The organism is Photorhabdus heterorhabditis, from assembly GCF_001280945.1.
GTDB lineage: Bacteria > Pseudomonadota > Gammaproteobacteria > Enterobacterales > Enterobacteriaceae > Photorhabdus > Photorhabdus heterorhabditis.
Genome location: NZ_LJCS01000019.1, coordinates 38,409 through 51,924 on the forward strand (window position 1 = coordinate 38,409; position 13,516 = coordinate 51,924).

Here is a 13,516-nt window from a genome sequence, read left to right on the forward strand (position 1 = left end):
GTAAAAAAGTGTGAAGGCGAAATGCCTTCACACCCTAACGAGCGTTATTAGCTTTTCAGTTTTTTAGTGATCTTAGCGACATGTTCCCCCTGATAACGGGCGATTTTCAATTCGTTTTCATTGGGGAAGCGTGAACCGTCACCGCCAGCGAAAGTACTGGCACCATAAGGGGTTCCCCCCTGCGACTGTGAAATATCCCCGATTTCAGGAATACCATAACCAATCGGTATGATAATAAAGCCGTGGTGGGCGAGTGTTGTCCAGGTTGAAGTAATGGTCATTTCCTGACCACCGCCAACACCTGTGGAAGTGAATACGCTGGCGACTTTGCCGTGCAGTTTACCTTCGGCCCACAAGCTGCCTGTCTGGTCTAAAAAGTTTCTCATTTGGCTGGCCATATTACCAAAGCGGGTTGGGGTGCCGATGATAATTGCATCATAGTCAACCAGCTCCTGTGTGGATGCAATCGGAGCGGATTGATCCGTTTTACCACCTGCTTTGGTAAATGTTTCTGGTGGGATGGTTTCTGGTACGCGTTTAATGGTGACTTCTACATCAGAGACTTTTTTGGCGCCCTCTGCAACTGCGGATGCCAGCGTTTCAATATGTCCATACATGGAATAATAAAGTACAAGAATTTTAGTCATATTACTTGCTCCAACAAGGTTAAAAAGTGGCTGCGAAGTTTACAATAACGGCAGCCGTCATTTAAATTCATCAATATTATTGATGTAATAAGGCGAAATTACCTTATTTTGTAAGAAAGATTTTCTTAACCGGTAGAGTAAGTGTAGCGGTAATTTAGTCGCTTGCAGCAATAAAAAAGACCTGTGGAGTATTATTCCCACAGGTCATATAGGTATTAAAAACTTGAATAAGTTAGTTGTACAAACGTGTTCTACGTTTTTTTACAATTTGAAAGCCAATAATTAAAACCAGAAACCAAACAGGTGTGATAATTAATGCCTGGCGAGTATCATCTCGTAAAGTGAGTAGTATCAGAACAAATGCAAAAAATGCCAGACAGACCCACGACATGATAATACCCAGTGGCATTTTATAGATTGAAGCTTTATGTAATGCAGGGCGACGTTTCCGGTAAACCAAATATGAACATAGGATCATACTCCAGATAAACATAAACAGAATGGCTGAAACGGTGGTTACCAGGGTAAATACATGCATAACATCAGGAATTAAATAAATCAGCACGACACCACAGGATAAACATAAACAGGTAAAAATTAACCCCGATGCAGGCACTGAACGGCGTGAAAGGCGGCTGAATTGCTGTGGTGCATCACCTTCTTTTGCTAGTCCAAATAGCATACGGCTGGTGGAGAAAACCCCGCTATTTGCTGAAGATGCGGCAGAAGTCAATACCACAAAGTTCACGATACTTGCAGCAGCAGGTAAACCAATCAGCACAAACAGCTCAACAAAAGGACTTTTGTCTGCAATGATTGAACGCCATGGCGTGACTGACATAATAATTATGAGTGCCAGCACATAGAAGGTGATAATACGGATTGGAATGGCATTAATTGCTCTGGGAAGTGATTTCATTGGGTCCTTAGTTTCTGCGGCAGCAGTACCTACTAATTCAATTCCCACGAAAGCAAATATGGCTATTTGGAATCCGGCAAAAAATCCATTTAATCCTGTGGGAAAGAATCCTCCGTCATTCCATATATTTGCCAGTGAAGCGGTATGGCCGGCTGGAGATTGAAAATGCATACCGATCAGAACAGCGCCTGTCACAATTAAAGCAACAATGGCAACGATTTTAATCATAGCGAACCAGAATTCCATTTCTCCGAATAATTTTACGGTTGCTAGATTAAGCGCTAGCAGCAACGAAACACAGAGTAGGGAAGTAGCCCATTGTGGGAAATCGGGTTGCCAATAACTGATATATGAAGTGATGGCTACCACATCGGCGATACCGGTAATAACCCAGCAGAACCAATAAGTCCAACCGACAAAAAAACCTGCCCAAGGCCCCAGTAAATCCGCAGCAAAGTCACTGAATGATTTATATTGCAGGTTTGAGAGCAGTAATTCGCCCATTGCGCGCATCACGAAGAACAACATGAAACCGATAATCATATAAACGAATATAATCGATGGTCCGGCAAGGGAGATTGTTTTTCCTGAACCCATAAACAGCCCGGTGCCAATAGCACCACCGATAGCAATAAGTTGTATATGTCGGTTGCTCAGATTGCGTTGCAACTGCGTTTCCCCGGTTTTAGCGGAAAGTGAAGTGTTTATATTTTCTGCCATAGTATATAGTATCCAATATTTTCATTTTCTTAGGTAAATTGTCACGGCTCTTTAAGTGGCCTTATATTAGCGGTGTTTGCGAAAAGATTGTGACACAAATTACTATAATAATGACAGCTTGATTTCATCTTAAAAACAAATTGGTTACAATTTAACTCATCAGTATCCTTAAAATTGAATATGAATTATTCGCTTAGAAAAAAATAGTTATACCCAATGGATTTCAAGATGAATCGAGACGGCAAGGGAGCGAATCCCCGGGAGCATAGATAACACTGTGACCGGGGGTGAGTGAGTGCAGCCAACAAATAACGGGTCAATAATAATATTGACGATAGCTGTGTATGAGATAATAATTGTTCATATGGGTTGTTAGCTCAGTTGGCAGAGCAGTTGACTCTTAATCAATTGGCCCGGGGTTCGAGCCCCCGACAACCCACCAGTTAAATCTAGGATGCCTAAGAGTGGTATTTAACAGCATTAATAGAGATTATATATAGATTTGTCATTATAAGATAAATTTTGTCTGTTATGTTTATACCCAATAGATTTCAAGATGGATCGCGACGGCAAGGGAGCGAATCCCCGGGAGCATAGATAACACTGTGACCGGGGTGAGTGAGTGCAGCCAACAAAGAGGCAACTTGAAAGATAACAGGTATATGTCGTAAGTATCTAAGGATTAAGCCCTATTTTCTTATTTGGTAGAATGGATGTCTCCATAATAATGATGATATCAGACAGACAACATCGAAAGTAAAATAGACAAACAGCATGAATGCAGCAAAGAACCAGTAATATAAGGCTTTATTTCTGGTTTCATGGTTCAGGATATCAAGTAATTCTTTCGTGGTGTTTTTACCGTGAGTGATTTTTACAGAAAGCACTATTTAACACCCTGAGAAATAATAAAAAAGCCCTCAAATAATGAGAGCTAAACAGGCGAAAATATGAGAGAAGAATATTTATAAAATTTTTACTCACATAATTTAATGTCTTTGACATAAGTTGTAGGTGACATCCATGAGATTTTATCACACACCAAATAGTCATCATTGTTTAACTTATAACCAACATAAAAAGAGATAGGAAAGCTAACGATGAATGATGCAATCATCAGCATGGTTAAGTATCTGATAATAGGCTTATTAAATTTAGGCAATCGATCAAAAACAAAGAAAAATATAGAACCAGATATAGCATAAAATATTAAAGGAAATGAAATGAAATACATAACAATAGTTCCGGAAAATATTATTTTTTCTTTCATTAAAATCAATGAAAAAATACAGTCACTCACTAAGTACATTACAGATGTAACTATTAGTAATAATATTATTCCGTATGAAATTTTTACATGCTTATTATTCACTTTATTTTACCTAATCGGTTAAATACATGCTGTAAATTTCCTTCCGGTGACTTTGGTTTTCTTTTCATTTCTTCTTTGATTAGTTCTATTAATTTTTTACTTATTCCATATTTTGCCTCTAGAATTTCTAAACTAATCGCAATCATAATGAGAGCTAAATAGGCTAGGCGAAAATATGAGAGAAGAATATTTATAAAATTTTTACTCACATAATTTAATGTCTTTGACATAAGTTGTAGGCGACATCCATGAGATTTTATTACATACCAAATAGCCATCATTGTTTAATTGATTACTTACCCAGAAAGATATTGGAAGACTGATAATAAAAGAAATAACCATAATAGAACCTAAGAATTTTATATACAACATATGATTATTAGGTAGTTTATTAAAAATAAAATAAAAAAATACAGATGTAAAATAATACAAAACGAGTGGAAATGAAAAGAAGCAAATAAAAATTATACTAGAAAATACTATCTCATCTTTCATTACTAATAATGAGTGAATATTGTTAAAAACAATATAATACCCAAATAAAATAATAAAACAAACAAAGATTCCACAAATTATACGTATAATATTTTTATCTACCATATTTTACCCATATTGTTGAATATATTCTGTAAATCAACTTCAGGTGTCCTGGGTTTTCTTTCCATTCCATCCTTTATCAATTTTATGACTTTCGGACTGATTCCATATTTCTTATCGATATATTCTAAAGTGATGGCAGCAAGAAAACCAACAATTAAAACAATTCCCGCAGCGACAATAACACTTCCACCAACTACAGCTATAGCTGATATAAATGAACCAGCAGCCCAAGAAGTAGCTGCTATAATGGCGGTTTTAGCCATATCAACAGTTATATTACCAATGAAATCTGCTAGGGTATATTCATCTTTAAAAACAGCTTCAATTGTTCGATACATAACAGAGAAGATAATGCAGAATTTAACCCCTTTAACGATACTTGAATTAAGACCTTGTTGTCCTATACCCATTGACAGCATTTTGGGATTGTTAGCACCGTATCGTGTTCCTGTAATAATACGTCTAAGGCCGGCATGACCTGATATTTTTATATAGCACTTGCCATTTTTATCAAAATACTCTGTTGCGGTGATCCCTATATTTCTAAACTCTTTGACAATTGCGGAAAATGCAAAAAAATCATGTATATTTCCGGCAAAAGGTGAAATGGAATCGGTAACAGAAAAAACTTTCTCATGGTAATTATTTAATTTTATTTTTGGTCTTGTTGGTGAAAAAGGATTGATATCACCTAAGATATTCACCGCTTCTTCTGGAGTCAGAAGGGCAATATATATGGTATTATCACTTAATACTTTTTCTAACCCTATGGCATCAAAGAATTCATGTTGAGGTTTTAACTGATTAATACCTACATTACCCTTTAAAAAATCCCCCATGTAACCTTCCACGCTGGGATTATATTTCTTATACGTCATATTCCCTCCTTACATTAGTTTAATGTTACTCATTTTAACATCTTCGTTGATATAACCAGCAAGGTCAACAAAAATAATTTAATTCTTGTTAGAATATACCTTCAATAAAACCCTCTTGCATCCTTCAACTGTGCACCAGTAAAGATATGTAAAGGCGAATAGAGGACATACTTAACACTAAAATTTTATATAGGGTAAGTTACAAATCTCTGTATTCAGGAACAGCCGGAGGTCACTCTTTAGTTTCATCACCTAAATTAATATTGTGAAAATAACCTTGTTTAGTTCTGGCTTTGCTTAATAAAAGATTCGTAATATGTTAAATCGATTTCGAGTTACTTCTTTGGGGGAACGATGAATTTATTTTTCTGATATGCAGAATTGAATCGAAATTTCTAAATAAATCACCAAGGCTATATATTCAGCCTTGATGATTCTATAATTTTTTTATTGACTAAATTAGAAACGGTAGCCGACGGTCACATTAAAACCATTAGTGGAGAGTTTATTATCCTCATCACCTTTGATATTAAAGCGGCTGCCTTCATAACCAACTGTAACGGATGTGTTGGTTGTCGGATTGACAATTAAACCTGCTCCCCAGCCTAAAGCATTTTTATTTATTTTCCCATACTCACCATAGTCGGCACTGGATATTTTTATGTTAATTCTGGATAACCCCAGTTGACTATATAAGCTAACATAATCATTAATTCTATAAGTCGGACCAGTCATCAAAGAGTAATACTTAGTATCAAGTTTAGGGTATTCTTCTGTCTCTTTTTCATCCCCTTTAGCAAAGGTAAATGATGATAACAGTCCCCATTGATCATCCAATTCATATCGATAACTCAATGTCGCACCGTTTAGTGCTTTAATATCTTGTGGTTTCACATAGGCATAGCCGATAGAAACAGTATGTTGTTCAGCTTGAGCAGGTAAGGTTATTGCACATGCAGAGAAAATAATGCCACAGCTTAGTAAAAATTTTTGCATTTAATCACACTCTATATAATTTCGTAATGAATTACTTTGTTACTATTTAAAGACTTGTTTACCAACGAATATAATAAATATCACAACTTAAATCATTAGTATATATTTTTCGATAAAATTAAGGTCTTATACACGATTCACTAACTATTATTACTACTTTCTTCTTTGAGGATATTTCTGGAGTAATTTTGCTTTATTAGTATAAATAATCGCTTTATTGTTTCAATATTCATCAATTGTTAACTTTGGAACTTTTCTTTCTTTGCTTACCGATAATTATTCATACTAAATATTCCACATTTTTATATTAAGAAAAACACGCGTTTCTGTTTTCTATTCCAATAGTAACTAGTGAAATTAAATTTTTGGCGCTTACTATGATAAGTGAAAAAGGTAAGTTGTTTTTTGCACATTTCAGTGTGCGTGGTAGGAATACACCCAGATACAATTAAAGATTAATGAGTTAAAGTTATTTGAGTATTTTTGCGCCATATGAAATATAATTATTTGATTTTATATGAATTAATTGTAATGTGTTATTTTTCATATAATACTTATCTTATTTAAATTATTGTGTCTAACATTAGATTGGTTACTATTAATAAAATAATAAATATTATATTAAGATGATAGTTTATATAATAAATGATTATTTCCGGGTAATAGCGGTGAAGTGTTTTTACATAAATAAATATATTTCATTGAGTTTGTGAACGCTGACATTATAAGGGGTTATTTATTTGTATGGCATACCTATTATGCTTTTATACCCGTTATCTCTCAAGTTGCTATTTTGTTGGTTGCTTTCACTTACCCCAGTCACATAGTTATCTATGCATCTTGGGGATGCGTTCACTTGCCGCCGCGCTGCAATTTGAAATCTATTGGGTATATTGCAATTAATCAGAGAAATGAATGACAAGATGCTGACTAATTTTGTTGTTGGGTAACAAAAAATTCACATATAACACAATAAACAAAGGTTAATAATATCGTGAAAAATAAAAATTATATTATTTCAGAGGACGGGCTTTCACCTAATTTTGAAATTGAATACCAACGGATTATCGAATGGTTTTTTAGCCGAGATTCCAATAAGTGGCCTATATTTCATGAACAGGAGATGAAGAAAATTATTGAGTTTAGAGGGAGGAATCTTCATCCGTTGAAACGTGTTGATGCCTATCCTGAGGGTAGTTTTTTGTTAGAAAAGATAAAAACCGAGCAACATATACCTGAAACGTATTGTGAACCGGGAGGTAGCCTTGATCCTCTGTTGCTCTTTGCTGTGGCACTGTCAAAAGACTGGGAAAATCCTGGTGCTGTCGAAAATGCTATTGCTATGCCTTGTGATCCCGCCATTTATGGTTCAATGTTATCCCAGCTTGTAAGCCCTAATTTGGTTTATAGCGAGTATGCGGGTATGGCTGAGAAATTAGAAAAAATGGCAGTCAGGCAAATGGCAACATTGGCTGGCTATGATCCTATGGAAGCAACCGGTATTTTCACACAAGGGGGAACTTTTTGTAATTTGTATGGGTATCTTTTAGGGATCAGAAAATCATTACCAAATGCCCGGCTTACCGGTCTCGATTCCGGTGATGATTATTGTATTATTAATTCACAGGGAGGACATTATTCAAATATGACGAATTTATCCCTGCTAGGTGTAGATATTAAACATAAAACGATACGAATTAGGATTACGTCCTCTAATGAGATTGATTTGGCCCATTTGGAACACCAAATGCGTGCATGTTTTAACGTTAATTGTTTGATTCCGACAATTATGCTTACATTGGGAACGACGGATACGTTTGCAGTTGATAGGGTAAAACTAATTTATGACTTACGTAATCGCTTATGTGAAGAATATGGCATAAAAATTAAACCGCATATTCATGCAGATGCAGCTATTGGTTGGTCAATGTTGTTCTTTGCTGATTATGATTTTGAATCAAACCCGCTGTCAATAAATGAAAGCACTTTACAAGGTATAAAAAATAATAGGGACAAGTTTCAGGAAATTAAATATACCGACTCATTTACCATAGATTTTCATAAATGGGGATATGTGCCTTATATTTCCAGCTTAGTGATGATAAAAGATAAATCCGATCTGAAAGCATTGGAGAATGAACCACAGCATTTCTCTTATTTTGAGAATGATATGCAAGGGAAAACACATTTACAATCAACAATTGAATGTACTCGGGGTGCCGCAGGAATTTTTGGTGCTGTCTCTGCTTTAACCTATATGGGAAAGAAAGGATACCAGGTTATTTTGGCGCACTGTTTACAAAATGCCAATTATTTCAGAAAGTGTTTGCAAGATTTAGGCTATGTTAAGCTTATTGCACCAGCGAATCAGGGGCCAAGTGTTGGATTTAAGATTTATAATCCTAAGATTATAACTGATGTTGATATAGCATTTGAGTATGAGCTGACATGTATGGATTCTCAGGATGCTATGAATTTTATGCAAAGTAATTATCAGTTTCATCGAAGAATATTTACCAATAGGGATAAAATTGGGTTATTTACCAATTGGGTTGAATTTATTACCCGTTCTGAATATGACTCAAAGGGGGATTTTTCTTATATTCCAGGTGAGAAGGCGGTGTTTATAAACCCAATGACAACCAGGGCGGATATTGATAGATATATTGATAGCCTAATTGAAAACGTACCTTCTTGAAAAGGTAGACACATGACTACAATATAATTACCAAGGATTAAACTTAAATTGATAAGGCTGAGCTTTGTAGGGAACAGAGTTCAGCCTTTTTCGTAGTAACTATATTGGGATCTATACCCAATAGATTTCAAGATGGATCGCGACGGCAAGGGAGCGAGTTCCCGGGAGCATAGATAACGATGTGACTGGGGTGAGTGCAGCCAACAAAGAGGCAACTTGAAAGATGAAGGGTATAATGGCGATTAGCTATCGCCACTTGGAAAAAAGGGATGGTTGTACCTATTTAATGACCGATGGTATTCTTTATTCGTCTATGATTGATTTCAACCATTGAATAAATGCATTGACTTTTTCATTCTGTTGTTGGGGAAGGGTACAGGTATAGTAATATTGTTTACATAGCACTTCGGTATTGGGAAAAGGGGCTACTAATTCTTTGCTTTTAATTTTTTCCCCAATCATGTTTTTTCTGCCCATGGCAATACCAGCATGGTGTATTGCGGCGACCGCAGCTAAATCAGAACGGTCAAATACTATACATTTTTGTGATGGATCTAGGGTAATACCAAAATGTTCTGTCCAGGTATCCCACTCTTTTGTATCAGAATCGTAGCTCCATGCTTGTTTGTCATGCAATAATGTGCAGTATTGTAAATTATCGATATTTCCCATCAGGTTATATTTTTCGGCATATTGTGGACTACAGACCGGGGTAATATATTCACTCATCAAATACTGATGGGATAATTCATCGGACATAATATCATCAAAATAAATTGCTAAATCTATACCATAACCGCGGAAATTTACATTTTCGTTACCAACCAAGATGTTCAGATTAATGGATGGATAGAGCTGGTTAAAATCAGCCAATTTGGGCACTAACCAACATTGGGTAAAGGTAGGACGGGAGTAGATAGTCAGGTTTCCTGATAACTCTTGGTTTTTTATCTCCAGAATTTCCTGATTCAGATGTTCCAGTGTTGATTTAATTGTCCAAAATAAACGCTTTCCTTCACAAGTTAATTCAAGCTTTCTGTGAAAACGTTGGAAAAGTTTGAGTCCCAACTCTTGTTCTAGTGAACTGATTCTATGGCTGACAGCGCTGGCACTAATAGCCAATTCATCAGCAGCCTGAACGAAAGAGCAGTGGCGGGCGGCTATCTCAAATGTATGCAGCTTTGATAACTGGCTTCCATTTAGTAACTTATTTACAACCATGAAATTATCATCTGTGTACATATTTATAATGTTTCTTTTTCATCGAAGTGGGATAATACAACCGTATCATCAAGGGTGTATATTTCAGATAGTTTTAGTGATTTAAGTCGCAAATAAAGTGAAAATTTTGATCGGTATCACTGAATTGACTCAACAGAGTTCATGCATGGCTATGTATTGATCATTTGTCAAAAATTGAATATTCATATTCAATAGTGAAAACGCATGTAACGAACAGAGGTTAACTGTGGAGAATGATTAAGTGGATTCACAACCTTGGGTGATTGGTACATTACTTACAAGTATTGTGTTAATTGTATTTACGATAATCAAATTAAAAATTCACCCTTTTCTGGCGTTACTGCTGGCAAGTTTTTATGTTGGCGTATTAATGGGAATGAACCCTGTCAATGTGGTAAGAACCATTGAAGCGGGGATGGGTAGTACGTTGGGTTTTTTGGCCGCAGTCATTGGTTTGGGAACCATTCTGGGCAAGATGATGGAGATATCTGGCGCAGCAGAGCGTATTGGTATCACATTGCAAAAATGCCGATGGCTCTCACCAGATATCATTATGGTACTGATTGGGCTGATTTGTGGTATTACTCTGTTTGTTGAAGTAGGGGTAGTACTGTTGATCCCATTGGCGTTTTCTATTGCCAGGAAAACTAATACGTCATTGTTGAAATTAGCGATTCCGTTGTGTACGGCATTGATGGTGGTTCATTGTATTGTGCCTCCACACCCAGCGGCATTATTTGTTACGAATAAACTGGGCGCGGATATTGGTTCGGTGATTGTTTATGGACTAATAATCGGTTTGTTTGCGGCTTTGATCGGTGGCCCGTTATTCCAGCGATTTCTCGGTAGCCGTTTGCCTTTCAAATCGGTTCCTGATGAGTTTTCTGATATTGAAGTTCGCAGGGAAGAAGATTTACCCTCTTTAAGTATCACATTGTTTACTGTGCTATTGCCAATTGGGTTGATGCTGATTAAAACGTTTGCTGAACTGAATATAGAAAAAGGCACCATATCTTACATGGTGTTAGAATTTATCGGTAATCCTATTACCGCTATGTTTATTGCTGCATTTGTTGCCTATTACACCTTAGGTATTAAACAAAATGTGGGCATGAGTATGCTGTTGACAAAAACAGAAGATTGTTTTGCCTCTATCGCCAATATTTTATTGATTATCGGTGCAGGCGGAGCATTCAATAGCATTCTGAAAGGAAGTGGGATTAGTGATACGTTGGCAGTTATTTTGTCAAATCTGGATATGCATCCAATTCTTTTGTCTTGGTTGGTTGCTATTATCTTGCATGCGGCGGTTGGTTCGGCAACCGTAGCAATGGTGGGAGCAACAGCGATTGTTTCACCCATGCTGCCGTTATATCCAGATATTAGCCCGGCAATCATTACGTTAGCTATTGGTTCCGGTGCTATCGGCTGTACTATTGTTACTGATTCACTGTTCTGGCTGGTTAAGCAATATTGCGGAGCAACGCTCAGTGAAACTTTTAAATATTATACAACCGCAACATTTATTGCATCTGTTGTTGCGTTGGCTGGGACGTTTCTTCTTTCTACCATTGTGTAATGAGAAGAATAATATTTCAGTCGTTGAAAGATAAGAACAAGAAGTGCGAGTGTGTCAATACCAGGGGAGCCTATAAAATAGGCAGCTTTTATAGCTAAAATAAAAAGAAAATTAAATACTAATGTACTAATCAAAATAAGGGGAAGATAAAAAATAAATAAAAAGTGATGTTTTGATATTTTGTAGGAAAATTGTAGTAAACATAACATACTGAAAATAATAATTTTAATAATTAAAAAACTAGCGTTATTTTTTTATATACCTAATAGATTTCAAATTGCTGCGTGGCGGCAAGAGAACGCATCCCCAGGAGCATAGGTAACGATGTGACTGGGGTAAGTGAAAGCAGCCAATAAAGCAGCAACTTGAAGGATGAAGGGTATATACCAGGGAACACCAATCTTGGGTTAACACGCAAATGAAAAGTACAGAGATTCAACAATTACTAAATGAATATCCGTTAGTAAAAAATTTAATGAAATTAGAGGAAATATTCTGGTTTAACCCTTGCAGTACAACCTTTAAAGAGGGATTACCTTTTGTCGGTTTGGATGCTGATGATGTCAGGGATGCTGAAGCACGCCTGAATCGTTTTGCATCTTATCTATGTAAGGTTTTCCCGGAGACAAAAGCTACGAATGGCATTATTGAATCAGAGATAGTGGCTATTCCCGCAATGCAGAAAACACTGGAACAGTATTATAGTGTTGATATAGCAGGGAAAATTCTGCTTAAGAAAGATAGCCACTTACCAATTTCCGGTTCGATTAAAGCTCGTGGTGGTATTTATGAAGTATTGACTCATGCGGAAAAATTAGCATTACAGGCTGGTTTACTTTCTGAAAATGATGATTACAGCAAACTGTTTTCAGAGGAATTCAGACAGTTTTTTAGCCAATACAGCATTGCCGTAGGCTCTACCGGTAATCTGGGGTTATCCATTGGCATTATAAGTGCAAAACTGGGTTTTAACGTCAGTGTGCATATGTCTGCCGATGCCCGTGAGTGGAAGAAGCAAAAGTTATGTTCACATGGGATTAATGTAGTAGAGCATCAACAAGATTATGGTGTGGCTGTAGCTCATGGGCGTAAAGAAGCGGAATCTGATCCCAACTGTTTTTTTATTGACGATGAAAATTCCAGGACGTTATTTCTGGGATATTCTGTGGCAGGTGGCCGGATCAAAGCACAATTTGAGCAGATGAATATTGTGGTTGATGAAGAGCATCCATTATTCGTTTATCTGCCATGTGGGGTTGGTGGTGGCCCGGGTGGTGTTGCATTTGGGTTGAAACTGGCTTTTGGTGATCATGTGCACTGCATTTTTGCTGAACCTACCCATTCTCCATGTATGTTGTTGGGTGTATATACCGGTCTACATGACAATATCAGTGTACAGGACATCGGTATAGACAATGTCACGGCTGCTGATGGTCTTGCGGTAGGGAGAGCTTCCGGTTTTGTTGGTCGAGCCATGGAGCGTTTGCTTGATGGCTTTTACACTATTAATGATCAAGAAATGTATAACCTGTTGGGTTTACTTAATCGTGATGAGGATATCCAGTTAGAGCCTTCGGCGTTGGCGGGAATGGCGGGGCCTGCTCGTGTTAGTGGAAACTCTAATTATTTAAATAACAAGAACCTTTCAGTAGAAAAGATGAAACAGGCTACGCATTTGGTCTGGGCAACTGGCGGTGGTATGGTGCCCGATGATGAGATGACAAAATACCTGGCTATGGCCAAAATCTAATCGTAAATAATTTAACGGGCTTCAAGCCCAGATTATTTGAAAATGGTGTCTTTCACTGGGGTAATCTGATTGCCAGCATCTGGTTCCTCGGGTTCAGTATCCTGCTGGCTTTCAG

The 13,516-nt window shown here is 36.9% G+C and carries 11 protein-coding genes and 1 tRNA gene; 4 read left to right on the top strand and 8 right to left on the bottom strand.

The genetic code is table 11. The annotated features are described in order from the left end of the window. Positions 1 to 47: 47 nt before the first annotated feature. Complete coding sequence (wrbA, locus tag AM629_RS08980; RefSeq protein WP_054478167.1) at positions 48 to 647, bottom strand: NAD(P)H:quinone oxidoreductase; 600 nt, start codon at positions 645 to 647, stop codon at positions 48 to 50. 232 nt (positions 648 to 879) lie between these two features. Continuing rightward, positions 880 to 2,286: a D-serine/D-alanine/glycine transporter gene (gene cycA / locus AM629_RS08985; RefSeq protein ID WP_054478168.1), complete on the bottom strand. Its 1,407-nt coding sequence runs from the start codon at positions 2,284 to 2,286 to the stop codon at positions 880 to 882. A gap of 366 nt (positions 2,287 to 2,652) precedes the next feature. Here cycA and AM629_RS08990 point away from each other — a divergent pair. Beyond that, positions 2,653 to 2,728: transfer RNA gene (locus AM629_RS08990), tRNA-Lys, on the top strand. A 534-nt stretch (positions 2,729 to 3,262) separates the two neighbouring features. Here the strand turns inward: AM629_RS08990 and AM629_RS08995 are convergent. From AM629_RS08995 to AM629_RS09015, 5 genes are all read right to left on the bottom strand, one after another. After that, positions 3,263 to 3,658 carry a DUF1240 domain-containing protein gene (locus AM629_RS08995; protein ID WP_054478169.1) on the bottom strand — a complete coding sequence of 132 codons (396 nt, stop codon included), beginning with the start codon at positions 3,656 to 3,658 and terminating at the stop codon, positions 3,263 to 3,265. Beyond that, positions 3,655 to 3,888 (bottom strand): hypothetical protein, encoded by a 234-nt coding sequence (locus AM629_RS24205; protein WP_054478170.1) that lies wholly within the window; start codon positions 3,886 to 3,888, stop codon positions 3,655 to 3,657. Before AM629_RS24205 ends, AM629_RS08995 begins: the two co-directional genes overlap by 4 nt. Continuing rightward, the gene (locus tag AM629_RS25225; RefSeq protein WP_054478174.1) at positions 3,860 to 4,258 is read right to left on the bottom strand and encodes a DUF1240 domain-containing protein; all 399 of its coding nucleotides are present in this window, start codon (positions 4,256 to 4,258) and stop codon (positions 3,860 to 3,862) included. The genes AM629_RS24205 and AM629_RS25225 overlap by 29 nt, the downstream gene beginning before the upstream one ends. Then, complete coding sequence (locus AM629_RS09010) at positions 4,252 to 5,136, bottom strand: hypothetical protein (RefSeq protein WP_072161852.1); 885 nt, start codon at positions 5,134 to 5,136, stop codon at positions 4,252 to 4,254. Before AM629_RS09010 ends, AM629_RS25225 begins: the two co-directional genes overlap by 7 nt. 459 nt (positions 5,137 to 5,595) lie before the next feature. Beyond that, positions 5,596 to 6,132, bottom strand: a complete 537-nt coding sequence (locus AM629_RS09015) for an Ail/Lom family outer membrane beta-barrel protein (protein ID WP_054478179.1) — start codon at positions 6,130 to 6,132, stop codon at positions 5,596 to 5,598. Positions 6,133 to 7,126: 994 nt separating this feature from the next. Between AM629_RS09015 and AM629_RS09020 the strand changes: the two genes are divergently transcribed. Further along, positions 7,127 to 8,830 carry a pyridoxal phosphate-dependent decarboxylase family protein gene (locus tag AM629_RS09020; RefSeq protein WP_054478181.1) on the top strand — a complete coding sequence of 568 codons (1,704 nt, stop codon included), beginning with the start codon at positions 7,127 to 7,129 and terminating at the stop codon, positions 8,828 to 8,830. 303 nt (positions 8,831 to 9,133) lie between these two features. On the opposite strand, the gene dsdC is transcribed toward AM629_RS09020, so the two are convergent. Then, a complete protein-coding gene (gene dsdC, locus AM629_RS09025) occupies positions 9,134 to 10,072 on the bottom strand; it encodes a DNA-binding transcriptional regulator DsdC (protein WP_054478183.1) in 939 nt (312 codons plus the stop codon). A gap of 241 nt (positions 10,073 to 10,313) precedes the next feature. On the opposite strand from dsdC, the gene dsdX reads away from it, so the two are divergent. Together dsdX and AM629_RS09035 are read left to right on the top strand one after the other, a co-directional pair. Further along, a complete protein-coding gene (dsdX, locus tag AM629_RS09030; protein ID WP_054478185.1) occupies positions 10,314 to 11,651 on the top strand; it encodes a D-serine transporter DsdX in 1,338 nt (445 codons plus the stop codon). Positions 11,652 to 12,069: 418 nt separating this feature from the next. Continuing rightward, positions 12,070 to 13,401, top strand: coding sequence for a D-serine ammonia-lyase (locus AM629_RS09035; protein WP_054478186.1), 1,332 nt, complete (start codon positions 12,070 to 12,072; stop codon positions 13,399 to 13,401). The last annotated feature ends 115 nt before the right edge of the window (positions 13,402 to 13,516 follow it).

Coding starts and splice junctions, on each gene's coding strand:
- cycA (WP_054478168.1), bottom strand. CDS start 2,286: ATGGCAGAAAATATAAACACTTCACTTTCCGCTAAAACCGGGGAAACG.
- wrbA (WP_054478167.1), bottom strand. CDS start 647: ATGACTAAAATTCTTGTACTTTATTATTCCATGTATGGACATATTGAA.
- AM629_RS09010 (WP_072161852.1), bottom strand. CDS start 5,136: ATGACGTATAAGAAATATAATCCCAGCGTGGAAGGTTACATGGGGGAT.
- AM629_RS09035 (WP_054478186.1), top strand. CDS start 12,070: ATGAAAAGTACAGAGATTCAACAATTACTAAATGAATATCCGTTAGTA.
- dsdC (WP_054478183.1), bottom strand. CDS start 10,072: ATGTACACAGATGATAATTTCATGGTTGTAAATAAGTTACTAAATGGA.
- AM629_RS24205 (WP_054478170.1), bottom strand. CDS start 3,888: ATGTCAAAGACATTAAATTATGTGAGTAAAAATTTTATAAATATTCTT.
- AM629_RS25225 (WP_054478174.1), bottom strand. CDS start 4,258: ATGGTAGATAAAAATATTATACGTATAATTTGTGGAATCTTTGTTTGT.
- AM629_RS09015 (WP_054478179.1), bottom strand. CDS start 6,132: ATGCAAAAATTTTTACTAAGCTGTGGCATTATTTTCTCTGCATGTGCA.